Raw genomic sequence first — 21971 nt, 5'->3', positions numbered from 1 at the left:
TTCTGAATCCAGCAGCGCTGAATTCAGAACCTAAAATGTATTATCCAAAGTAACCTTTGGCAGCTAACAATTCTGCATTTAATATTGCACCGCCGGCCGCACCACGGATGGTATTGTGCGCCATCGTCACGTAGCCCAGGTCCATTAGGTTTCCTTTGCGTAACCGTCCGATAGCCGTTTGCATTCCACCTTCTCGGTCGGCATGCAGGCGAGGCTGTGGATAGCGATTCTCTTCGTAGAGGCGAATGGGCTGTTTCGGCGAAGAGGGCAAATCAAGATCGGCTATAGGATTATCCCAATCCGTAAACGCTTCACGTGCTTCTTCTATATCAGCCGGTGGATTTTTTAGCTTAATTGCCACAGAGAGCAGATGCCCTTCGATCGTAGGAACACGCACAGCTGTAGCCTGAATGGTGAAATCTCGGAATTCGGTTGTATCGCCTTTTACCTGGCCCAGCAGCTTGGTCGATTCCGTTTCTACCTTGTCTTCCTCACCGCCGATATAGGGCACGACGTTCGCTACTATATCAAGGCTTGGTACCCCGGGATATCCGGCCCCGGAAACAGACTGCATCGAAGTTACCACCAGCGAATCAATGCCGAAAGCATCATCCAGTGGCTTTAGCGACATCGAAAGCGGCACGGATACACAATTTGGATTGGTGACAATCCAGCCGCTGCCATCGCTGCTAAACGTTTGCTTTTTGATCAGTTCGGCATGCTCCGGATTTACTTCGGGTACCAGCAAAGGAACTTGGTCGTGCATGCGGTAATTCTTGGCATTGGAGATGACCGGAATGCCCGCTTCTGCAAATTCCTTCTCAATATCACCGGCTACGGAAGAGTCCAGACCGGAGAAAACAAAATCAACGTCCTGGAATTCAGCAGATTGGCATTCGGATACTTCAATATCGGCTACCTCGGCGGGTAGCTCCGTCTTTTCTACCCAGTGCACGGCGTGTTTGTATTTCTTGCCGGCGGAACGTTTTGAAGCACCCAGCTTAGTAGCTGTAAACCAGGGATGATCTTCGAGTAAGCGAATGAATTTTTGTCCGACAGCGCCAGTGGCACCAAGTACACCAATTTGATATGAATGCATTTTATTAGAGATTTATCTTTACTGCTGAATATTAATCAGTTTATAAGCTAATGTTGTCCTGCATAATAGCAGGCTAACGAAAATAGAATAAAAGGAGAATTAATTAAAGGCATATTTTTTACTATTTTAGGCCATCTTTAAAGTCGTCAACCGCAAAAATACTGTAGCAATGTCCGTTACTGAACTCAAGAATTTAGATACCATAGTTTCACTGGCGAAAGCCCGAAGTTTCATTTATCAGTCCTCAGAAATTTACGGTGGACTGGGAGCCGTCTATGATTACGGTCCTTTAGGCACCGAGCTGAAGCGCAATATCCGTGATTTCTGGTGGAAAGCGATGACCCAATACCACGATAATATTGTAGGGCTGGATGCCTCTATCTTTATGCACCCCAAGGTGTGGGAGGCCAGCGGACACGTGGATGGCTTTAACGACCCGATGATTGACGATAAACAATCGAACAAACGCTACCGTGCCGATATGCTGGTGGAAGGGCATATCGCCAAGCTTCGCAGCAAAGATAAAGCTGATGAGGCTGATGAACTTCAAGAGTTACTCGATACGGCCGGCTCCAGGAAAGGGCTGTGCGAAGATCTGCACGAGCTGATTATGGATAACGAAATCCGGGCGCCCGAATCCGGCGCTTTTGAGTGGACCGATGTGCGCCAGTTCAACCTGATGTTCAAGACACAGTTTGGAGCAACTTCCTCCGGGGACGACGGCGACGCGGTCTATCTGCGTCCCGAGACGGCCCAGGGTATCTTCGTGAACTTCAAGAATGTAATGGATACCGCCCGCCAGAAGGTACCTTTTGGTATCGCCCAGGTGGGGAAAGCCTTCCGGAACGAGGTAGTTGCCCGGCAGTTTGTCTTCCGTATGCGGGAGTTCGAGCAGATGGAGATGCAATACTTTGTAGAACCGGGCACCGACGCTGAAGAATATGAGAAGTGGCTCAACAAGCGACTGGAGTGGCATAAAGCACTGGGTATCCGGGAGCATAAGCTACGCACGCATCCGCATCCCGAAGATAAGTTGGCGCACTACGCTGCATCAGCTGCCGATATTGAGTATGAATACCCCATTGGATGGCAGGAAGTAGAGGGTATCCATAACCGAACGGATTTTGACCTTACGCAGCATCACGAGTATTCGGGCAAGAAGCTGGAGTATTACGACCAGAAGAAGCAGAAGCGCTATACGCCTTATGTGATCGAGACCTCTATTGGGCTCGACCGCGCGGTGATGATGGTGCTTTGCGATGCCTACCGCGAGGAAGAAGTGGACGGCGATACCCGTACCGTATTGAAACTGAATCCCAAGATAGCCCCGACCAAAGTGGGCATCTTCCCGCTTATCAAGAAGGATAAGCTGCAGGATCTGGCGCACAAGATTGAGCACGATCTGCGCGAAGATTTTAATGTGCTTTATGATGAGTCCGGTTCTATTGGTAAGCGCTACCGCCGACAGGATGAAGCAGGAACGCCTTTCTGTATTACGGTGGACTTCGATGGAGTAGAGTCGGAAGGCGAAGATACGGTGACCATCCGCTACCGCGATGATATGACGCAGGATCGTGTGCCGGTCAGCCGACTCCGTGAAGCTATCAACGACAAGATGAACAGCTGGCAACCGGAATAGTAGATTGGAAACCCGATCAGACGGCTGGTTTCGCCATCCGATGGATCGTTTGAAGATCATAAAATCCTGTAATAGCGTGAGCGCGTGTCCTACGAAGTTTTAACATAGTGGGTCCGCTCGTGCTAAGGGTTGTCACAAACGAGACGCTTGCGACAGGTGGGTGCAAATAACAAAATTCACCCAAGACCGGGTTGTCATATATCGTAGAGACGCATCGTATGCGTCTCCTGGCTATTCATACCACAACCTGATGCGAGAGATAGATGCGATCGGGCCTCTACAGGGAAACCCTATTATCTCTCAGGCCGTAGCTGAAATGCGTTTGTTATGAGGTCGCTTTCCCAGATTTTCCTCTCCGGACTATGCCATCATAGCATCTCCCTTGCCAGTAGGAGTTGGTACGGAGGAGACAGGGACTTGGCCTGGGGGAATGTCCAATCGTTCTGAGAGAGCTTTGCTCCCGTTTTTTTGACCCACCCTAATCCCTCCCTATACCGCAAAACCACGGCACAAGGAGGGACATTTAACCAATATTTCCAATCGACATCTAGGCGTCCTCCTTCCTTGTGGTCCCGGTGCATTGAAGGAGCCAGAGCCCTGCCCACCGTAGCTTTAGCGTAGGAGTGGATGGGTCCTGATGGATTATTCCACGGGGCAGGGATAGGGCCCATGCATGGTCATATCCCCAAATTACGTTTTTTGTGTTTGAACAGAATTTTTGGCAAACTATCTTTTGTACGATAATGATATTATGTCTTTGGCTGTTTGACATAAATATAGGTTAGCGATGTAAAAGAAATATAATCTCATCTTAAATAGAAGATTTTTTTGATAAGGAAAATTACAATCAAGATGACATTAATAATCTAATTAAAAATGAGGTAGAAGAATCTTTAATACTGGAATTCAAGAGAGCTGGATCTCTTTCCAAAAAAAGAAAAGACAAAAAAGAGATAGGAAAAGATGTTTCTGCAGTCGCCAATTCTGATGGAGGAATAATTATTTATGGCATAGCAGAAAAAATCATGTCGCTACTTCAAAATCATTCGTTAATGGGAATAAATTTACCAAAGAATGGTTAGAACAAGTGATAAACGGTAATATTCAAAGACGAATAACGAACTTAAAAATATATCCCATTCGATTTGAGGAAAATATTGAGAACACTATATATCTAATTAAGATACCTGCCAGTAGTTTAGCTCCCCATATGTGTACGGACAATAGATTCTATAGAAGATTTAATTTCCAATCTACTGCAATGCATGAATATGAAGTACGAAATTTGTATAACTAGAAAGATCGAACACAATTAGTTTTAAAAGAGCTAGACTTTAAAAATGGGACTTTACTAAGAAAAAATGGAAAACCAACGGGACGGGAAATTCAGTTTGATCTTTTAATCGAAAATATTAGTACTTTAATTGAAAAAGACTACAAACTTGAATTAAAGATTCCATCTAAATTTCGTGTTAGAGATGAATCAAACCTACGATTTCACTTCTGTAGAACGGATAGTGATGGCAACTATTATTACACCTTTTTCTAAAAAGAGCCTCTTTTTCAGGGCGAAACAACAGATTTTGGAAGTGCCAGAATAAAAATTTCTAAATCAAATTTAAACCTTATTGATAGGAGAAAAATAGAATTGAAGCTTTATTATTCAAATGATGTGCAGACGAAAAGTTATTTGTTTGAAGAAATTGTTGAAGCAGTCGATTTAGATAAAGGTTAACCTTGTATCGATGCCCCCTTAAAAAGGAAAATGCCGAGGAGATATTTCTCACCTATTTTGCCGGCAACTAGTTTTTTAACTCTCCGTTCGTTATTTAACAGATAGACGCTGGTTCGCACACATTTTAAACGCAAGGCCGTTGAGCATCATGCTATAAAAACTGACAGCTCCGTAGTTTTTATTGAAAAAGTACTAATCATAAAAAATGAAGCTATGGAAAAATACAAAACCCCAAAAGCGAATTGCCTGATTTCACCGTCACGGATTTCTAGGATTAAAGCACAGGGATATGATACCGGGTTTACGGATGAAGAGATATTCATACATGCCGTTGGTAACAGGTTTGCCTACCAGTTGTGTACGCTGTTATTTGTAACCGGACTTGTTTTAACCAGCATTCCAATTTTGGCCGTGGCTGCCACCATTGCTTTGTTAACAGTAATTTTGCCCTACCATCCATTTGATTACCTGTACAATTATGGTGTACGGCACTGGCTTGACCGTCCCAAGTTGCCTCGCAGAACTGCTCAGGCAAAATTTGCGTGTGGTATCGCTGCCATTTGGCTGGGTATGATCATTTATTTATTTGGTGCTTCCCTTATGGTATGGGGATATGTGATGGGAGGAATTTTACTCATTATCGCCTTACTTGTAAGCATGGTGGATTTTTGTATACCCTCCCTGGTCTATAATTATCTTTTCCGGAAAGATAAAAAAGTCGTAGCGGGTAAATAGTAGCACGAATGCCAACATTGCATATAAGCGTCCCTGCTATGTCAGGGGGGCTGGCATAATCGTGTCAGATCTCTTAACACCACTAGTTAGGACCCTTGAGTCTACTATGTTTAACCCTATCGTGTTAAGACCCTTGACGAAAGAGAGTGCCTCCAGAGGTCCTAAAGCCTGTTTCTGTACGTAAGCTCTTATTTTATATCCTAAGTTTATGTCAAGATAAGGCAGCTAGGTTTGGGAATAGGCCAATATCTTCCGTTAGAGCAATCTATCTGCATTTCATCCGACCCAGAAGAATACATTATTGAGTGAACAAGTAATAGCGAGGCAATAACTGTGTCATATATGTTTTACCGCTTGACTAAACCGTTTTGTGTAGAAAAAGGCTTCTTCTATGGGATCTCTACGCCATCCCATTCCCCGGGAGTTCCCAAAGCACCACTCTCGAGCTCAATTCTTTTGAGGGGGGCTGTGAGTTCACACCGAAAGTTGATGGGCTTGCCACCCAGCTCGGAGAATTCCTCGGTATCTCTCTTGCCTTTAATCCAAATGGAGTAGTCTTCGCCCTGGTATCGGGCAACAATGGATTGACTAATGACCAGTTGAACGAGAGGTGAAGTTTTAATCCGGCGTTCTATTTTGGGTATAACAAACCGTCCGTTTGCATCGGTCGTGTATGTTTGGGTAATCTCTTCGTCATTCCAGCGGACAGAAAAGTCCAGCTCCGCGTTGGGCACAGGCGTACCGTTGAAGAGAATGGTCCCCGAGACACCCGAAAAAAGTACTGCATCCACTTCCTGTTGCTTGAAGAGTTCGTTGAAAAAAATCATGGCAGAGCCCGAAGGTTGGTTAGAGGTATAGATGACGAAAGAAAAGAACAGACCCAGTACGACGATGCTGAGTGAGACGACAATTTTTGTTGAGCGACCCATAGTGTTATATCCGGCTTAAGACTATGAAATAGTTTGAGAACCACATGAGCGTAAACAGCAGAAGCATGGTGACGAAAAGGTAATAGCACCTTTTGGGGGATGTGTGTTCCCCATAGTGATTCCCTTTGGGATTTATCTGGGATGTATATCTTAGTATTGGTAAAGTTAAACCAGTGTAAACGATAGCGAGCAATTTAAAAATTATTATTTAAAAATAAACCCCATCTCTTCCTTCTTGCTAATTGCCGGCCAAATTAGTAGACTTCATTTGACATTTTTCTCTTGGCTAATAATGGTACAAGGCCTTGGGGCACAGTCAGATAAAATAAAAGTTCGGCTGCGGTATATCTTAAGTGCAGTCCTCCAGCCCTTATAGCAAAAATAATGCAAGCAAGTATTACACAACTGTTATCTTTAGTCGCTCATGGAAATGAGTATCTTGCCGGCCGGCTGGATGACCATTCGTATTTTGAAAGCTCGGTCTTTAAATATTGAAAATTCGTCAAATTTGCAGACCTGCAGGGATCTGGCACTCAAAGAAGCGAAACAGAATACGCCCCCACCCCTGAGGTATGGTTTGAGAAGCTGGGGAACACGGGCGTTACTCAGCTTTCTGCTCACTACGTATCCACCAACAATGACCAAGTGTCAAATAGAATGTCGGTGGCCTTTGTTGGCGGCGGAGGGAGGTGGCTGGTCGAGGCTGCCAAAGCCGAAACATCAGACTTTTGGGAAGCCAAGTGGGAACTTGGAGATCGCAATGATCCCGACCAGCCACTGCCAGACGTACCCACTCTCAAGGTCTGGCTCAAACAACAGCTTCAAGAGATCAGCGCTTTTGCCTACAAATATGAATATGCAAATTTTGGAAAATGTTTTGACCGGGGAATAAAAGCGCTGACCGAAAGTCCCTCGGCTGCCGCGGACGGGTACAAAATATTTCCCGACACCTACGGATCTCCGGCACACCATCAGTTGCTCAACGCCTGCCGAAGCGCTTGGGTGTTTGGCGGCATGGGCTCATGGAACGACGTGGTATTCGCCGACGACGAGGTGTATGCAGAATATGAAGAGCTTTCAGATGCCTTATTCAATCTCATCAACTTGGGGCTGGCCGTGTCGGCAACCCAAATCCTCATTCAGACACCGAATCACCAAACAAGGCTGAACGATGTTAATAAGGGCGCAAATAGAACAACACCAACGGATTCACAGCCTGATATATGGCGTGGCCCTGTACGAAAAGTGGCGCATTTTAATAGAAGTGGAGTATAAATTCGGCCGGTAGGGTAGATGTTGGGCATTGGTAACTGTTACTTTAACTCAAAAAATCGGTTTTTCTCCGCAAAACATTAATGACAGCCAGCTACAGATGATGTTTGTCATTTGTCATCCCGCCATTCCAATAAAAGCACAAATCGGGCTTTCTCTTCGCATTCTCTGCGGTTTCGGTATTGAAGAAATCACTGATGCCTTCTTAGCTAAGAAAGGAACCATCAAGAAGCGACTGTATCGGTGAGCCGCTACAAGTTATTGAATAGCATGGATTACATCTGCAGATGAGAAAGGAGCTGTAAATACGGCACCATTCAGTTGGTTCAATCTGATGGGTATTGATCCGCCAATTGTTACGATCAAGCCACAATATCGTGAATGAGGAATTGGCTTTAAAAATGGATCGTACCTCAGCCATCTATCCAGTTGGGGTAAGTGAAGTGGAAAGACAATATTTGGGACTGGTTCCTTCAGCTAAAATCAAGATGGCACGCATTTCCGAAGCACCCGCATCATTGAAAAAATGGAATTATACAATAGCAGTAAAGAAAATCCAGACCAAAAATTAAAAAGGCTTGAGGATAGCCTCAAGCCTCTTTGAAGTCTTAAAGATTGAGTTAGATCAGCTTACCTCAAATGTGACTTTAAGGTTTACGCGATAAGTATCGACCGTTCCGCCAGATACCGTTACACTTTGATTTTGAACGTTTGCTGATTTGATATTGCTAACCGTTTCTGAGGCTTTTTTTATCCCTTTCGCCGTAGCATCTTCCCATGATTCCGGCGAGTCGCTCATAATCTCCAATACTTTTATAACTGACATAATGATAGTGATTTATTTGATGTTTTTATTGAACTGCTTTACCAACATAGTTGATAACCTAACTTTAGTCAAGCACATAGATTTATAGCCACTAATTATGGCAATATTTTTATGCGTCCAGATTCTGAATCCACTCAGTTATAACTTGCCAAAAGGAATCCGAAAATGTTTCTCCAAGGGTTCCATATTCGGTAGGCAGTCCCGTCTTTGCTTTTTGAAATAAGTGATTTGCCGAGGGGATAATTTCAATGGTAAATGGAGCTTTGCCCTGTTTGAGTGCATTACGCATTTGGGTGCTGTTAGGTTGGGGTAGAACCTGAAGATCTTTTTCTCCAAAAATAGCCAATACCGGGATGTCTAATTGTGTTAAATCCTGTGTTGGGTTGTAATCTATCAAAGATCGGAATAAGGGACTGGTGACGGCTTGAAGTTGTTGTTTGGCCTGATTGTCGGCATAGACTTGCAAATCACTAATTTGTTGTTGCTGGGATTTCGGCAGCTGCTGAACCCTTTTATATATCTTCTGAGCTATAATATGTCGAACCTCAGACATTCCAGTATCGTTTCGCACTGCTTCAAAAATACGCTTCTGCAGATTTATATTCTGCTGTATGGTAGAATCCGGTTGACTGGCTGTAGAGGCTATGGCCTCTGATTGTTGGATAATGATGTCAGAAAGGGGAAAGGCTGGACTTCCCATCATAATGATGAATGGGATAGTTGGATTTTGTGCAGCCAGCTTTGCGGCAATTATACCACCCTGGCTGTGACCTAACAGGCCTATTTCGGTATTAGAGAGGCGGTGGCTTTTTTTCAGCGTTTGGTGAATAGTTTCAACATCCTTAACCAACTCAGAAAGCTCAGCATCAGGTTGACCGGTTGATTGTCCAACACCCCGATCATCAAATCGAAAAACAGCCATGCCCAGACGTGTAAGAGAGTCGGCTAGGCGGGCAAAAGGCTTGAAGCCGACCATGGTTTCATCCCGATCCTGAGCACCACTGCCGGAAATCAGGATTACAGCTCGTCTTGGAGGTTGATCAGAAGGAAGAGTGAGCGTACCAGCAATAACGATAGAGTCTCGTTGGATCACAAGATCTTCTTGTCGGTAGGGTAGATTTTTGGGCTGACTTTGATCCTTATGTTCGGCTGATTTAGAGAGTCGGAAAGGAAAGGCCATACCGTTCTGAAGAAAACGACCGGTAATGGTGGTATCGTTTTGGAAGTTCCCATGGAACTGGGCGAGGCCCGGGCCGGCCATCAGTTCAAAATAAACAGAATCGGGTTTCGGGGACGTAATGTTTTGTAGCGAGAGGCCGGAAGCCATCTGTTGCGGAATATCGATGGTACCGGTATAGGCTGTATCTTCGTGACTAAAATGAACGGTGATATCCAGTGGTTGAGCAGGAATTTCAATGTTGCCTCGCCAGTCGCCTTGCAGTATTCCATTATTTTGAGCAAACGAAGATGTTGCAAGCATCAAGCAGAAAACAATGATCAGTGACCTTCTCATAATTATCAGGATTGAGTTTTATAAAGATAGAAGGAATAGACTGCGGGAATGAGTGCCAGGGCTATGACAACAACCGTAAAAAGGGTAGCATAGGTCTGAAGTGGAAGGAAAGGGAAGAGGAGAATCAGGGAAAGTCCGCCTGCCACCCATACATAAGAGCCAAGCCGGTGAGTTTCCTTCCAGTTTTCAGCATTTTCGAGGGCCCATGGCACGCGAATCCCGATAAAGTAATTGGGCTTGATGGTGCGCAGGTAGTTACCCATGACCAGAAAGAATACTGCCAGCACTAAATAGAGCCAGCCTTGTGACTGAATTTCTGTTCCCAGTCCGTTGAATATCACCCAGCCGTGAATACCGGTAAGCAACACCACCATCAGGGTTCGCAGAACGGGAATCGGCTTTTGGTTAACGGTAATACGCTTTTTGGGATCTATTACGGGCAAATAAAGCAGCAGAGCATATACCCCTATGTTGATAAGTGGGAGTATGAGCAGGCCAGTAATTCTGCTACTATATCCGTCGATTTCGCCCTGCCAGTTCCAGTGGGTGGGGAGTTGGGCCGGCAGCAAATCCCAAATAAAGGGAATCACTATAAAGGGGAGTAGTAGAAGTAGGAGATTATACCATTCGTATTTAAGAGCATATTTGAGCGTCTTCATGGGTCCGATGATTGATTAATGATTTCCAAAAACCAGTTGGCGGCCTCTTCGAGTACGGTGGTGTTTATCGAATACCGGATAAATTGTCCCTCGCGTTCTCCGCTTATCAACTGGGCTCGTTTCAGGATATCCAGATGGTGCGAAATACTGGGTTTACTGATGTCAAATTGGTCCGAAATTTCGCCCGCACTTAGATCTTGATCCCGTAGCATTTGCAGGATTTTTCGACGCGTTGGATCGTTGAGAGCTTTAAATAATGCATTCATTTAAATATTTAGATAACTATCTAAATAACGAAAGTCAACGGTTATTCAATAGAAGTATGTAGCTGATCTTTTGGCCAAATACCAAAGTTGCATTCTATAATAATTTCCGGTTCATTTGGAACTGGTCAGAAAAGAATAAACTGGTGTTAGTAATGAGTTCGCACACATTTTATAAGAGCAAAAGGGTATTATTTTATTTTATACTGCCCGCCGTTGTGGTCTATATTATCTGGTTCACATACATGCATACGTGGGATAAATGGGGACTTTTCATTGATAATTGGTTTATGTCACTAACCATGATTTTTGGTTCTTTTGTAGCCGGTATCAGCTCTGAGGGTGGCGGAGCAATTGCCTATCCGGTGATGACACTCATGTTTAAGATTACCCCGGATGTAGCTCGAAACTTTAGTTTAGCCATCCAGAGTATTGGGATGACGGCAGCAAGTTTATGGATCTTCGCCAAACGTATTCCCGTTGAAAGGACCTATCTGTTACTCTCGGGTTTGGGCGGACTCCTGGGAGTTATTGCCGGTACGATCTGGATCGCCCCTATTGTGCCCCCGGCTTATGCCAAAATGATGTTCGTTTCCTTTTGGCTAAGCTTCGGTATTGCTTTATTTGTCATCAATCATATTCGCAAGCGCGATACGCGTTCAAGCCTCCCTGTACTGTCTGGCTACCAAAAAACAGAGCTGGTGTTAGTTGGCCTGCTGGGTGGCGTATTGAGCGCAGTTTTTGGCAATGGCATTGACATCTGTACCTTCTCATTTGTGACGATGAAGTATAGCCTGTCCGAGAAGATAGCCACTCCTACCTCGGTGGTGTTAATGACCACCAATGCCATTGTCGGAACCCTTATGCATGGCTTTGTAGTAGCTGATATGCAGGTAGAAGCAATAAACTATTGGCTGGTTTGTATTCCCTTTGTCATTTTAGGAGCTCCTTTGGGCGCCAATGTGTTGGGTAAAATTAACCGGATATCTATTGCGGTAATGTTGTATTTGATCATTATAGCACAGTTTGTAGCAGCTTTATTTATCATTCAACCATCAGGTATGCTCATGATTGTTTCTATGCTGACATTTTTAACAGGAATAGCGATTTTCTTTTTTCTAACCTCAAGCCACGAAAAATTGAGGAGGGAAATTATAGTTGATGAGTAGCTTGTACCAAGGAATAGAAGGGGTAAAATAATTAAGCCGTCAGCTCCGTAAAGAACTGACGGCTCAATAAAAATACTGCTAGGAAAAACTTAGTTTCCAGTATTAGCAATGCCAATTACACCACAAGCCTTGCGAGGTCCAGCGGCACCGGAGGGCTGTGAGCTCAAGTCATCTTCACCACCATGAAGGATAACTGCACGTCCCCGAATTTTATCCAGCTCAATAACAGGGTCTAGATAATCAACCGTAGCATTTCCTTCGGCGTCAGCTTCGATATTCCCCATGTCTCCCATATGGCGGGCAGAATCAGAAGGAGCAGCGTGCTCACTACCAGCCGGATTGTAGTGTCCGCCCGCTGAGGTTCCGTCTGATGCCGTGCAGTCGCCATATTGGTGAATATGGAAGCCATGCTTTCCTTCGGCGAGGCCACTGATTGTTCCCTGTACCTGTACGCCGTCGGCTGTTTTAGTAAAAGTTACCGTACCGGAAACTTGGTTGCCTTCAGTAGGATGAACAACAGCAACCATTTTTGAAAATTGAGGAGCACTGTCCATCGTTTTGTGGACTTCTTCTTCCATATTCTGGGTTTCGGTTTGCGGATCGTGCATGTCGTCTTCCGACTGCTGTTGGGCACAGCTGATACCGAACAAGAGCATCAGTATGCATATTGAAAATGGTTTTAATAATTTCATAAGTGGATGTGTAGGTTTAATTTAAATTAATATCGTAGATCAGATCTTTAAGTTATTTGTAATTCATTCGGTTGTCAAAAATATCTTCCGGCCCAGCTGGCAAGCACTTCAGCTACATAGGTGCTATCTTCTTCTTTCATGAGAAGATGGTCGGCATCATCCAGCGAAACAAAACTTTTGGGATGTTTTGCCATACGATAGATTTGTGCGGCGTTATCAATGCCTACCGTATTATCAATCGGGGAATGGAAAATCATGAGCGCGCGGGCAAGTTCCTGGGTACGTTTATTCATATTACTCGCTTCCAGATCTTCGATAAACTGCTTTTTGATGGTAAATTTACGCCCGGCCAACTGAACGGTCGCGGCCCCTTCGGCATTAATGACATCCAGTTGACCGCCAAAATTCTTTTTGACATGCTCGGGGTGGGCCGGTGCCCCAATTGTCGCTACCGCTTTGCTGGAGGGGATCCGGTGTGCTGCCTGCAGAACAGCAGCTCCACCCAGGGAATGGCCAATCAATATTTCAGGTGCCTGGTATTCATCCGACATGAATGCGGCCGCTTCAATAAGGTCATCGATATTGGAGGAAAAGTTTGTATCGGCAAAATCACCCTCGCTTTCTCCCAGGCCGGTAAAGTCGAATCGAAGTACCCCAATGCCCCGCTCATTTAGTTTACGACTGATATTTTTTACGGGCTTAAGGTTTTTGGAACAGGTAAAACAGTGGGCAAACAAGGCAAAAGTCTTGGGAGACGCATCCGGCAGATCAACCCGAGCCGCCAGCTCATCACCAAAAGCTCCCTTAAAAGTAATTTTTTTGGATCGCATAGCTTAAATTTGATTTATATCTTGTGATCATTCATACCTACTACAGGATAATAACAAAACAACTTTTGAGATGAGTAACAAAAAAGTGCCGCTTTTTCATTTAGCTTTTCCCGTTGCAGATCTGGAGGAGACCCTTCATTTTTACAAGAATATTCTGGGTTGTACAACGGGCCGAAGCTCTGATCATTGGATTGACTTTAACTTCTGGGGACACCAGGTCGTGGCTCATCTTAGTCCGGATGAAGCGGGCCGCTCTTCCACCAACGAGGTTGACGGTCATAAGGTGCCGGCGAAACATTTCGGACTTATATTAGAATGGGAGCAATGGCAGGAACTCGCCGAGCGGCTGCAAGAAAAGGGAATAGATTTTATCATTGATCCCTACATCCGGTTTGAAGGAGAAGCCGGTGAGCAGGCGACCATGTTTTTCAAAGATCCCAGTGGTAATGCCTTGGAGTTTAAGGCCTTTCGAAACGAAGAGCAGATTTTTGCTACCTGATTACTGAAGAAGTAAGAATGCAACAATCAACCGGATGCAGAAGCACCGCCATCGATAGTGATGATTGATCCGGTCATCCAGGAGGAATCGCTGCTGGCCAAGAAGAGGACGGCCTGGGCAATATCATCCGGAGCTCCCGTTCGTTGCATCGGCAGCGACTTTGGTACTTCATCCAGTATCGTATCAGCATTGGGGAAGGCTATGGCAGAATCTTTATAAAGTTTTGTTTCTACCGGACCGGGTTGAATCATATTAATCCGAATATCCGGAGCATAGTCAACGGCGGCCTGGCGAACCAATGATTCTACGGCACCTTTGGAGGCACAGTAAGCCGCATGATTTGGGAAGCCTTTGTGAGCAGCAATGGATCCTGTGACGACAATAGCAGCGGTAGGATCAGTTTGCTGCATCTTCGGGATGGCCGCCCGCAACAGGTAAAATATGGCATTGAGGTTTGTGTCCAGGGTTTGGTGCCATACTTTTTCATCCACTTCGGTAATGGAGCCGAGTCCCAGCATGCCAGCATTAGGAACCAGAATATCCAGCTGACCAAACTGGGCAATCGTTTCGTTTACAAGTCGCTTGTTGGCTTCGGGCAAGCTGATATCTGCTTTTACAAAAAATGCGGAGCCGCCCGCATCTTTGATTTCTTGTACAACGCTTTTTCCTGCCTTTTCATCCCTGCCGGTCACAACTACCTTGGCGCCTTCTTTGGCAAAAAGTTTCGCGATAGCTGTTCCCATGCCACGCGTGCTTCCTGTTATTAATGCAACCTTGTTCGTTAGCTTACCCATTTAAAAATGGATTTAGGCTTCAAATTGTTCTTCAATCTCACTCATTTCCATAGCCAGCTCTTCCCATTCGGCATACACTTCAACCAGTCCGGCTTTTAGCTTATCGTACTCCATGGAAATTTCTTTTACTTGCTCTTCATCATCATAAAAGTCCGGTTGAGCCATTCGTTCTTCAATTTCAGCCTTTCGGCTTTCCATAGTTTCAATCTTATCTTCGAGGGGATCAATCTTTTTCTTGAGGGGCTTGAGGGCCTGGTATTTTTGCTGGCGTTTTTGGGCTTCCAGGCGACGTTCCTCCTTTCGGGAAAGTCCGCTGTCTTCTTGCTGCCCATTTTGTTGCGTTTGGCCAGCAAGCTCTTCGCGTTCTTCCACTTTCTGCAGGTAATAGGATACATTGCCCAAAAAAGTGTTCGTTTCATTAGGGCGCACTTCCAGCACTTTGTCTACAATAGGATCCAGGAAATCGCGATCGTGCGATACAATCATAAAGGTCCCTTCATACTGATTCAGGGCCTGCTGCAGAATATCCTTGGACTTCATATCCAGGTGGTTGGTCGGCTCATCAAAAATCAGGAAGTTGGCCGGCATCAGAAGCATCCGTGCCAGGGCAAGGCGGCTTTTTTCTCCACCAGACAATACCGCTACTTTTTTGAACACGTCATCGCCCTGAAATAGAAAACAGCCTAATATGGTGCGCAGCCTCGTTTCGTCAGCTTTAGGCGCGGCATCGCGCATGATCTCAAAGACGGTTTTATCGAGATCAAGCTCATCGGCCTGGTGCTGGGCAAAGTAAGAAGTTGTTACATTATGTCCCGGCTCACGGCTGCCGCTGGTCGGTTCTTCCAGGCCGCCCATCATCCGAATCATCGTTGATTTACCCGCACCATTAGGACCTAAAACGGCAATTTTATCTCCGCGATCGATAGAACAGGAGAGGTCCTCAAAAACGACGTTGTCGTCATATTGCTTCTGGATGTTGTTCAGCTGCATTACGATAGCCCCACTGCGTTCCGGCGGAGGAAATTCAAAGTAAATTTCTTCTTCATGCTCATCCAGCTCAATTATATCCATCTTTTCCAGCTTCTTGATGCGGCTTTGCACTTGTTTTGCCTTGCTGGCTTTATACCGAAAGCGATCGATAAACTCCTGGATCTCTTTAATCTCTTTCTGCTGATTTTTGTAAGCCTTCCGCAGATGCTCCTGCCGCTCTTTATCTTTTTCCTTGTAGTAGGAATAGTTGCCCGAATAATCCAGCAGATCTCCACGATCCAAAGCAAGCGTACGGCTGGTAATTTCATTCAGGAAGGCTTTGTCGTGTGATACAATGATGACCGTGCCTTCGTACTTATGAAGAAATTGTTCAATCCAGCGCAGCGATTCAATATCCAGGTGGTTGGTCGGCTCATCAAGCAGCAGGTAGGTAGGTTTTTTCAGCAAAAGCTTGGCCAGGGCAATTCGCATCAGCCATCCACCGCTAAATTCAGTAGTAGATCGGTTAAAATCATCGGGCGTGAATCCGAGTCCCATTAAAACTTTTTCAATATCTGATTGCAGCGTATATGCCCCAGACTGTTCGAGTTTGCTTTGCAATATTCCCAGTTGTTCCATCGCTTGGGTATACTTACTGGATTCCTCATCCAGGTTGGCCACTTTCTGCTGGGCTTTCTGAACTTTGTGCTCCAGCTTCTGGAGTTCTTTAAACGCGCGCTCCACCTCTTCATAAACCGTGCAGCCTGGGTCTGGATCTACACCATCCTGTGGCAGATAACCGATGGTGGCTGTCTTGGAGGTATTAACATTACCCGAATCGGGGAGTGTTTCGCCTGCTATAATTTTGAGTAGTGTTGATTTACCAGCGCCATTGGGGCCTACCAGCCCGATACGCTCACCGGGATTAATAAGAACACTAACGTCATTCAGTAACGTCTTCTGGCCGTATGTCAGAGAAATATTATCTAATGAAAGCAATGAAATGTGTTTTTGGTTAGAACCCTTAATATAATCAACATAGCAGGTAGAGCTAAATGGTTTTTATAACTTTTAGTGCAGAGCATTTTTTAAAAAAGATACAATTGTTCTATTTTTGGCCTATGTCTTTACTCATATTTTATTTATCACTGGCAATCGGGGTATCATTTTTATGCTCAATGCTGGAAGCGGTGCTGCTTTCGGTCAGTCATTCTTATATTGCGATTATGGATCGCAAGGGCAGTAAAACGGGTGAACTGCTCCGCAATTATAAAGAAGATATTGATCGTCCGCTTTCGGCTATACTGAGTTTAAATACAATCGCACATACAGTAGGTGCAGCCGGTGTTGGCGCACAGGCCCAAATCATTTTTGGAGATGCTTATGTAGCGATAACTTCGGCCGTGCTGACTTTTCTTATTTTAGTGTTGTCTGAGATTATTCCCAAAACCATCGGTGCTACTTATTGGAGACGCTTGGCACCCTTTACCGCCAAGACCCTCCACATTCTAATGGTGTTATTGTATCCTTTTGTGTTGATGTCTCAGGCCATTACACGGATGATTTCGGGCGAGAATGAACCAAGCTTTAGCAGAGAAGAATTTGGAGCCCTGGCCGATTTGGGAGTGGAAGAAGGCGTATTTGAAGAGGAAGAATCACGTATTTTTAAGAATCTCATTCGCTTCAGCTCGTTGCGCGTCAAAGATATTATGACCCCGCGCACGGTTGTAGTGGGGTTCCAGGAAAACCTTCCGGTTGGGGAAGTCAGTGATCATGTGGAGCAGCTTCATTTTTCCCGTTTACCCGTCTATGGAGAAGCAAGAGACGATGTGACAGGCTATGTGCTAAAGAATGACCTGCTCTTGATGATGGCGCGTAATGAAACGGAAACAAAATTAAAGGAGTTTAAGCGTGATATTTTGATTGTGCCTGAAATGACTCCGCTGCAGGACTTTTTTGAGCGCCTGATGAAAAAGCAGGAACATATCGCTATGGCGGTGGATGAATACGGTGGCTTCGCAGGGGTTGTGACGATGGAAGACCTGGTGGAAACCTTACTGGGGATGGAAATCATCGATGAGGTAGATACTATTGAAGATATGCAGAAGATGGCTCGCAAAAAATGGGTAGAGCGTGCCAAGCGACTCGGCATCGTCAGTGCTTCGGAACAACAGGCACCTTCAGATTCTCAATAGATCTTGGATATCTAGATATGGTAGAATCAAGTAAATATCTTGCGATGTATCGCTTTAACGGCAGTCAGTAATCGATCACTGTTGAGCACTACATTTAGATTTCGTTTGGCATGGCTAAACGAAAGCATATTGATAATATCTTCACCAATCCCATCCAATGTTTCTTTTATCAGCAAAGTCGATTGTTGAGGATTACAACCAACTATACTAATAATAGCTTGGTTTTCCTGGAGATCAATACGGCCTGCCGACTGTAGTTGTTCAACAAGAGTTTCCAACTGGGAACAGGGAGGTATCGCAATAGATACAGAAGCTTCGGTCGTTGTTACTACATCGACCGGTAAATGGAGTGATTGCAGCGTCTTAAAGACGTTAGCCAAAAATTCATATCCCATCACAGTATGGCTAGAATTAACGGTACAGATAAGCGCTTCTTCTTTAAAGGTCATCGCTTTGGCGGTTCCGTTGGATGTTACCTTCGTACTGATGTGTGTTCCGGGTGCATCGGGATCAAAAATGTTTTTTACTTTAATTGGGATATCTTTCAGGGCAGCAGGCTTGGTTGTGGAAGGATGCAGTACCTTAGCACCGAAGTAGGCTAATTCGGTAGCTTCCTGAAAGCTAAGCTCTGGAATGGGATAAGCCTCATCAATAACACGTGGATCACAGGTATAAATACCGCTGACATCCGTCCAAATTTCAATAGCATCAGCAGAGAGTGCGGCCCCCATCAGGCTTGCAGAGTAGTCTGATCCTTCAAAACCAAGGGTCGTAATATTTCCATGGTTGTCCTGACCATAAAAGCCCCCCATTACTGGAATGGTATCGGCAGAGAGTTGGTGTATGGCCGAAAGGTTATTGGTGATATAGGTCAGATCCGGTGTGGCCTGCCCAAAATCTGAATTGGTACGTATTACATCCGCAGCATTGATCCACTGGGTAGGCAGACCCAAAGCTTGGCCGCATTGAGCAAAAAGATAAGAAGAGAGTTGCTCGCCGATGGAAGCTATAGCATCCATCGTTGCAGGATTTATTTCTTTTTCTGCATCAATTTGGGCGATAAGTTTATGCAGCTGTTGATTTTGTTTCTTAATCCATTCTTGGCATTTTTTTCTTATACTGTGATGTGTTATAGTAACATTGGCCAAAAAATTTGTGATCAGCTTCTGATGCCTTTGTTCTATTTTCGATGCATGCTCATAGGCCTTTTCTGGATCAGCCAGAGCAAGTTTGGCAGTTTTAATAAGTTGCCGGGTTGTATCAGAAGTGGCTGAAACAATAATAAAGGGATGTTCGTAGCGGGTAATAATTTGTAGCACCTGGCGCCATGTATTCTCATTACCCATCGAGGTGCCACCGAATTTTAAAATAGTCATAGGTTTATTTCTTAAAAATATTAATCGAATGGCATTAAAATAGTTAGTTATTAATGCTTTTGTTATTATTTTAGTCGGTATTTAAGTATTGTATGAAAGTATGGCCACAAAAGTGGTTACTATGAATAGTTTTGAAAAGAGTTTCAGCACTTTTTATGAGAAACGTTCAGGAAAAAATAAGTAATTCTGATCAGCATCTTGCCGAAGAGGTCCAACAAGGCGATGAGAAGGCATTTAAACGACTGTTTTTAAAGTATTATTATGACCTGCGGGGATTTTCAGCTCAGATGATAAAGTCAAAAGAGCGTGCCCAGGATATTGTACAGGATGTATTTTGCACATTGTGGAAGAAAAGAGAGGAGTGGCATATTCATAGCTCCGTAAAAGCATATCTATTTCAGTCAGTCCGGAACGAAACCCTGAATTATATTGACCGACGTCAGCATCGCGAAAATATACGCACTGCTTTTTCCAAAAAGGAAGTAAGCCATTTGTCGATTGTACGAAATAGTGATACACACAGGGAGCAACTTTTAATTGATCAAATTTGGGAGATTGTCTCTGAGATGCCTGATCGCCGACGGTCGGTATTCATTTTACACCGAAAGCATGGGCTTAGTTATAAAGAGATAGCAGAGGTCTTGGGAATTACTCGCAAAACGGTGGAAAACCATATGGGGTTCGCACTGAGTGACATCAGGGAGCAGGTCGACCACTCGCTTTTGGTATAAATTAATTTTAGTCTTCATCAGGTTTCATCGCAATCGCCAGTCCTTTGGTGAATGCCTGGATAACGGCTTCTAGGGTGTCGGGTGAGGCTCCTTTTGAGACCCACTGCTGTTCGCTGTTGGCAAGCGTAAGGGTGACCATTACCAGGGAATCAGTATCAGGACTAAGAATATCCACCTCATGGTTTTTCACCTGGAGAGGAAAAACATTGTCGGTTTCTGTGCGAATGGCCGTAAGAATAGCATCTATAGGTCCCACTCCCTTGGCTTCCGAAATAACTTCTTTGCCTTCCAGGTCGAGCTTAACAGCCGCATGCACCAAGCCATGTTTGCGCATAGTCAGTTCATAGTCAAGCACTTCTACCGGGTAATCCAAATCCACGTCTTCATCAAAAATGAGTGACTGCAGCACTTCAATTTCGTTATTGCTTAACGTCTTTCCTTTCCGGTTGATCTTGGAAATATAATCGTTATAGAGCTGTTCATGTTGTTCATCCATTTTGAGGTTTGCCATGAAAGTATCACGCGATTTACCCCAGGATTTTTTCTGCATTTCAATGAATCCGGAATGAATGTAGTTAATCACTTTATCCAGGTCAGCAGACAGCACGGGCGAATTGAGCGAATGCTTGGTGACCACTCCGGTATCCTTAAAGCCAGAGCCGGTTGCGACAAACACGCATTTTTTATCTTTAAATTTCTTTCGCCGCTTTTTAAAAGCAGCAAGGGGGAGAGCACCTGCGGGTTCCACAAAATGTCCTTCTACAACAGCCAGCTCTTTTAGGGCATCTAAAATGTCATCTTCCGTAACGGTCATAGCCATACCATCAGATTCATTAATGCCTTCCAGCACTTTATAGAAATCAACCGGATCGGGCACGGCCACGGAGCTGGCCATGGTGTGTACCTGCTGCTTGACAATTTTTTTCTTTTTGAAAATACCTTCTACTACCGGGGAGCTTTGGTCCGGCTGGATAGCAATCAGCTTTGGAATTTGGTCAATTAAGCCAGCTGCTTTCATTTCCTTGAACCCCTTGAAGATAGCGCTGAAATTTGTGCCGCAACCGATGGGAATAAACACGTAGTCAGCATCGGCCCCGTTCTGTTCCAGCAGTTCATAGGAGAATGATTTCTGGCCTTCTTCCCGGAATACAAAATCGCCGGCAAGATAATAATTGCCAGATTTGGCAAATTCTCGGCACAGCTGTTCGCAGGTACTAAATGAGCCTTTGATACGAATTATATTGGCGTCGAAAATAGTGGCCTGGGCGAGCTTTGCTTCTGTCGTTTTTTCAGGGACAAAAACAAAGCACGGAATATTGAAATAGCATGCGTATGCTGCAACGGAGGCCGCCATATTACCTGTGGATGCCAGGCAGATAGCATCAGCGCCTAATTCCATCGCTTTTTGAACTTCAATATAACTACCGCGGTCTTTGAAACAGCCCGTAGGGTGCTGAAACTCCAGTTTAGCCCACAGCTCCGCATGGTACGTTTCTGAAAGACGATTGAGCTGCTCAAGGGCAATAGGATGAGTTTTCAACGGATCCGGAACAATCGATTCCAGTGGGTATTGAAGGTCAGCAGAAGGTTCATCATAATGAACCCGCAAGACGCTGCCACATTGGGTACAATAGGTGGTGGTTTCCCGGGCAGTATTCAGATGACCGTTGGCTACGCATTTGAGCTGATAAGCGGTGGTTGCAGTGGGCATAGATTAGACTTTAGGGTGCTAAAAGAGATACTTTTTAAAGATAGTTTACTTACTGCAGGATATCATTTTTTAAGAGGCAGGAGGGATATTTCGTCAAAATCCATATCCAATTCTTCAAGAACGGGTTCAGCAACTTCCGAAATTTCTTCATTGCTTAGCTCATCCAGTCCTTCAATTTCAATAAAAAGGGTATTCTGGTGACCTATAACGTTGTATCGGGCTTTAGGGGCATCGAAACACTTGCGAAGGGTATCGACCAATAGTTCGATATCTTGTTCATATGCTTCATAATCGGTGTCATTCAATTCATCCATGATAAAACAATTGCGTGTTAG

The 21971-nt window shown here is 44.7% G+C and carries 22 protein-coding genes and 1 pseudogene; 10 read left to right on the top strand and 13 right to left on the bottom strand.

Features of this window, described 5'->3' with window-relative positions; genetic code table 11:
- Positions 1 to 40: 40 nt before the first annotated feature.
- Positions 41 to 1099: an aspartate-semialdehyde dehydrogenase gene (gene asd, locus J6I44_RS04110; protein ID WP_265764721.1), complete on the bottom strand. Its 1059-nt coding sequence runs from the start codon at positions 1097 to 1099 to the stop codon at positions 41 to 43.
- 169 nt (positions 1100 to 1268) lie between these two features.
- Here asd and J6I44_RS04105 point away from each other — a divergent pair, with 169 nt between their 5' ends.
- The 3 genes from J6I44_RS04105 to J6I44_RS04100 all read left to right on the top strand — a co-directional run bounded on the left by J6I44_RS04105 (position 1269) and on the right by J6I44_RS04100 (position 5208).
- A complete protein-coding gene (locus J6I44_RS04105; RefSeq protein WP_265764720.1) occupies positions 1269 to 2738 on the top strand; it encodes a glycine--tRNA ligase in 1470 nt (489 codons plus the stop codon).
- Between the two features lie 815 nt (positions 2739 to 3553).
- Complete coding sequence (locus J6I44_RS20790) at positions 3554 to 3820, top strand: AlbA family DNA-binding domain-containing protein (RefSeq protein ID WP_350356673.1); 267 nt, start codon at positions 3554 to 3556, stop codon at positions 3818 to 3820.
- A gap of 866 nt (positions 3821 to 4686) precedes the next feature.
- On the top strand, positions 4687 to 5208 hold the full coding sequence (locus J6I44_RS04100) for a DUF4395 domain-containing protein (RefSeq protein ID WP_265764719.1): 522 nt from the start codon (positions 4687 to 4689) through the stop codon (positions 5206 to 5208).
- A gap of 389 nt (positions 5209 to 5597) precedes the next feature.
- Here J6I44_RS04100 and J6I44_RS04095 read toward each other — a convergent pair whose 3' ends face one another.
- Complete coding sequence (locus tag J6I44_RS04095) at positions 5598 to 6137, bottom strand: carboxypeptidase-like regulatory domain-containing protein (protein WP_265764718.1); 540 nt, start codon at positions 6135 to 6137, stop codon at positions 5598 to 5600.
- A gap of 645 nt (positions 6138 to 6782) precedes the next feature.
- Here J6I44_RS04095 and J6I44_RS04090 point away from each other — a divergent pair.
- The 3 genes and pseudogenes from J6I44_RS04090 to J6I44_RS04080 all read left to right on the top strand — a co-directional run bounded on the left by J6I44_RS04090 (position 6783) and on the right by J6I44_RS04080 (position 7981).
- On the top strand, positions 6783 to 7412 hold the full coding sequence (locus J6I44_RS04090; protein ID WP_265764717.1) for a hypothetical protein: 630 nt from the start codon (positions 6783 to 6785) through the stop codon (positions 7410 to 7412).
- Between the two features lie 55 nt (positions 7413 to 7467).
- Positions 7468 to 7653, top strand: a pseudogene (locus J6I44_RS04085) (RNA polymerase subunit sigma); the annotation flags it as partial.
- Positions 7654 to 7786: 133 nt separating this feature from the next.
- Positions 7787 to 7981, top strand: a complete 195-nt coding sequence (locus J6I44_RS04080) for a hypothetical protein (RefSeq protein WP_265764715.1) — start codon at positions 7787 to 7789, stop codon at positions 7979 to 7981.
- A 53-nt stretch (positions 7982 to 8034) separates the two neighbouring features.
- Here J6I44_RS04080 and J6I44_RS04075 read toward each other — a convergent pair whose 3' ends face one another.
- The 4 genes from J6I44_RS04075 to J6I44_RS04060 form a co-directional block, all read right to left on the bottom strand.
- Positions 8035 to 8235: a dodecin family protein gene (locus J6I44_RS04075; protein WP_265764714.1), complete on the bottom strand. Its 201-nt coding sequence runs from the start codon at positions 8233 to 8235 to the stop codon at positions 8035 to 8037.
- Between the two features lie 109 nt (positions 8236 to 8344).
- Positions 8345 to 9748 carry an alpha/beta hydrolase family protein gene (locus tag J6I44_RS04070; protein ID WP_265764713.1) on the bottom strand — a complete coding sequence of 468 codons (1404 nt, stop codon included), beginning with the start codon at positions 9746 to 9748 and terminating at the stop codon, positions 8345 to 8347.
- A gap of 5 nt (positions 9749 to 9753) precedes the next feature.
- Complete coding sequence (locus J6I44_RS04065; RefSeq protein ID WP_265764712.1) at positions 9754 to 10407, bottom strand: SdpI family protein; 654 nt, start codon at positions 10405 to 10407, stop codon at positions 9754 to 9756.
- A complete protein-coding gene (locus J6I44_RS04060; RefSeq protein ID WP_265764711.1) occupies positions 10404 to 10673 on the bottom strand; it encodes an autorepressor SdpR family transcription factor in 270 nt (89 codons plus the stop codon). The genes J6I44_RS04065 and J6I44_RS04060 overlap by 4 nt, the downstream gene beginning before the upstream one ends.
- 242 nt (positions 10674 to 10915) lie before the next feature.
- On the opposite strand from J6I44_RS04060, the gene J6I44_RS04055 reads away from it, so the two are divergent.
- Entirely contained in the window at positions 10916 to 11839 is a 924-nt protein-coding gene (locus J6I44_RS04055; RefSeq protein WP_265764710.1) for a sulfite exporter TauE/SafE family protein, read from the top strand.
- Positions 11840 to 11928: 89 nt separating this feature from the next.
- Here the strand turns inward: J6I44_RS04055 and J6I44_RS04050 are convergent, their stop codons facing one another.
- Together J6I44_RS04050 and J6I44_RS04045 are read right to left on the bottom strand one after the other, a co-directional pair.
- Entirely contained in the window at positions 11929 to 12531 is a 603-nt protein-coding gene (locus J6I44_RS04050; RefSeq protein ID WP_265764709.1) for a superoxide dismutase family protein, read from the bottom strand.
- A gap of 74 nt (positions 12532 to 12605) precedes the next feature.
- Positions 12606 to 13361: an alpha/beta hydrolase family protein gene (locus J6I44_RS04045; protein ID WP_265764708.1), complete on the bottom strand. Its 756-nt coding sequence runs from the start codon at positions 13359 to 13361 to the stop codon at positions 12606 to 12608.
- A 70-nt stretch (positions 13362 to 13431) separates the two neighbouring features.
- On the opposite strand from J6I44_RS04045, the gene J6I44_RS04040 reads away from it, so the two are divergent.
- A complete protein-coding gene (locus J6I44_RS04040; protein WP_265764707.1) occupies positions 13432 to 13860 on the top strand; it encodes a VOC family protein in 429 nt (142 codons plus the stop codon).
- Between the two features lie 26 nt (positions 13861 to 13886).
- Here the strand turns inward: J6I44_RS04040 and J6I44_RS04035 are convergent, their stop codons facing one another.
- Positions 13887 to 14654, bottom strand: coding sequence for an SDR family NAD(P)-dependent oxidoreductase (locus tag J6I44_RS04035; protein WP_265764706.1), 768 nt, complete (start codon positions 14652 to 14654; stop codon positions 13887 to 13889).
- Between the two features lie 12 nt (positions 14655 to 14666).
- Positions 14667 to 16622, bottom strand: coding sequence for an ABC-F family ATP-binding cassette domain-containing protein (locus J6I44_RS04030; protein WP_265764705.1), 1956 nt, complete (start codon positions 16620 to 16622; stop codon positions 14667 to 14669).
- 122 nt (positions 16623 to 16744) lie between these two features.
- Between J6I44_RS04030 and J6I44_RS04025 the strand changes: the two genes are divergently transcribed.
- Complete coding sequence (locus J6I44_RS04025; RefSeq protein WP_265764704.1) at positions 16745 to 17818, top strand: hemolysin family protein; 1074 nt, start codon at positions 16745 to 16747, stop codon at positions 17816 to 17818.
- Between the two features lie 26 nt (positions 17819 to 17844).
- Here J6I44_RS04025 and J6I44_RS04020 read toward each other — a convergent pair whose 3' ends face one another.
- Positions 17845 to 19194 (bottom strand): aspartate kinase, encoded by a 1350-nt coding sequence (locus J6I44_RS04020; protein ID WP_265764703.1) that lies wholly within the window; start codon positions 19192 to 19194, stop codon positions 17845 to 17847.
- A 155-nt stretch (positions 19195 to 19349) separates the two neighbouring features.
- Between J6I44_RS04020 and J6I44_RS04015 the strand changes: the two genes are divergently transcribed.
- Positions 19350 to 19925, top strand: coding sequence for an RNA polymerase sigma-70 factor (locus J6I44_RS04015; protein ID WP_265764702.1), 576 nt, complete (start codon positions 19350 to 19352; stop codon positions 19923 to 19925).
- 7 nt (positions 19926 to 19932) lie between these two features.
- On the opposite strand, the gene thrC is transcribed toward J6I44_RS04015, so the two are convergent.
- Both thrC and J6I44_RS04005 read right to left on the bottom strand, forming a co-directional pair.
- The gene (gene thrC, locus J6I44_RS04010; RefSeq protein ID WP_265764701.1) at positions 19933 to 21636 is read right to left on the bottom strand and encodes a threonine synthase; all 1704 of its coding nucleotides are present in this window, start codon (positions 21634 to 21636) and stop codon (positions 19933 to 19935) included.
- Between the two features lie 62 nt (positions 21637 to 21698).
- Positions 21699 to 21950 carry a hypothetical protein gene (locus tag J6I44_RS04005; RefSeq protein ID WP_265764700.1) on the bottom strand — a complete coding sequence of 84 codons (252 nt, stop codon included), beginning with the start codon at positions 21948 to 21950 and terminating at the stop codon, positions 21699 to 21701.
- Between the last annotated feature and the right edge of the window lie 21 nt (positions 21951 to 21971).

The sequence above is a fragment of the Fodinibius salsisoli genome, assembly GCF_026229185.1.
GTDB classification, from domain to species: domain Bacteria; phylum Bacteroidota; class Rhodothermia; order Balneolales; family Balneolaceae; genus Fodinibius; species Fodinibius salsisoli.
Note: the sequence above shows the minus strand (reverse complement) of the source record. Positions and strands in the feature narration are given on the sequence as shown.

Excerpts from the sequence above, each read along its gene's own strand:
- asd (WP_265764721.1), bottom strand. The coding sequence starts at position 1,099 with ATGCATTCATATCAAATTGGTGTACTTGGTGCCACTGGCGCTGTCGGA.
- J6I44_RS04105 (WP_265764720.1), top strand. The coding sequence starts at position 1,269 with ATGTCCGTTACTGAACTCAAGAATTTAGATACCATAGTTTCACTGGCG.
- J6I44_RS04100 (WP_265764719.1), top strand. The coding sequence starts at position 4,687 with ATGGAAAAATACAAAACCCCAAAAGCGAATTGCCTGATTTCACCGTCA.
- J6I44_RS04095 (WP_265764718.1), bottom strand. The coding sequence starts at position 6,137 with ATGGGTCGCTCAACAAAAATTGTCGTCTCACTCAGCATCGTCGTACTG.
- J6I44_RS04075 (WP_265764714.1), bottom strand. The coding sequence starts at position 8,235 with ATGTCAGTTATAAAAGTATTGGAGATTATGAGCGACTCGCCGGAATCA.
- J6I44_RS04070 (WP_265764713.1), bottom strand. The coding sequence starts at position 9,748 with ATGAGAAGGTCACTGATCATTGTTTTCTGCTTGATGCTTGCAACATCT.
- J6I44_RS04065 (WP_265764712.1), bottom strand. The coding sequence starts at position 10,407 with ATGAAGACGCTCAAATATGCTCTTAAATACGAATGGTATAATCTCCTA.
- J6I44_RS04060 (WP_265764711.1), bottom strand. The coding sequence starts at position 10,673 with ATGAATGCATTATTTAAAGCTCTCAACGATCCAACGCGTCGAAAAATC.
- J6I44_RS04055 (WP_265764710.1), top strand. The coding sequence starts at position 10,916 with ATGCATACGTGGGATAAATGGGGACTTTTCATTGATAATTGGTTTATG.
- J6I44_RS04050 (WP_265764709.1), bottom strand. The coding sequence starts at position 12,531 with ATGAAATTATTAAAACCATTTTCAATATGCATACTGATGCTCTTGTTC.
- J6I44_RS04045 (WP_265764708.1), bottom strand. The coding sequence starts at position 13,361 with ATGCGATCCAAAAAAATTACTTTTAAGGGAGCTTTTGGTGATGAGCTG.
- J6I44_RS04040 (WP_265764707.1), top strand. The coding sequence starts at position 13,432 with ATGAGTAACAAAAAAGTGCCGCTTTTTCATTTAGCTTTTCCCGTTGCA.
- J6I44_RS04035 (WP_265764706.1), bottom strand. The coding sequence starts at position 14,654 with ATGGGTAAGCTAACGAACAAGGTTGCATTAATAACAGGAAGCACGCGT.
- J6I44_RS04025 (WP_265764704.1), top strand. The coding sequence starts at position 16,745 with ATGTCTTTACTCATATTTTATTTATCACTGGCAATCGGGGTATCATTT.
- J6I44_RS04020 (WP_265764703.1), bottom strand. The coding sequence starts at position 19,194 with ATGACTATTTTAAAATTCGGTGGCACCTCGATGGGTAATGAGAATACA.
- J6I44_RS04015 (WP_265764702.1), top strand. The coding sequence starts at position 19,350 with ATGAGAAACGTTCAGGAAAAAATAAGTAATTCTGATCAGCATCTTGCC.
- thrC (WP_265764701.1), bottom strand. The coding sequence starts at position 21,636 with ATGCCCACTGCAACCACCGCTTATCAGCTCAAATGCGTAGCCAACGGT.
- J6I44_RS04005 (WP_265764700.1), bottom strand. The coding sequence starts at position 21,950 with ATGGATGAATTGAATGACACCGATTATGAAGCATATGAACAAGATATC.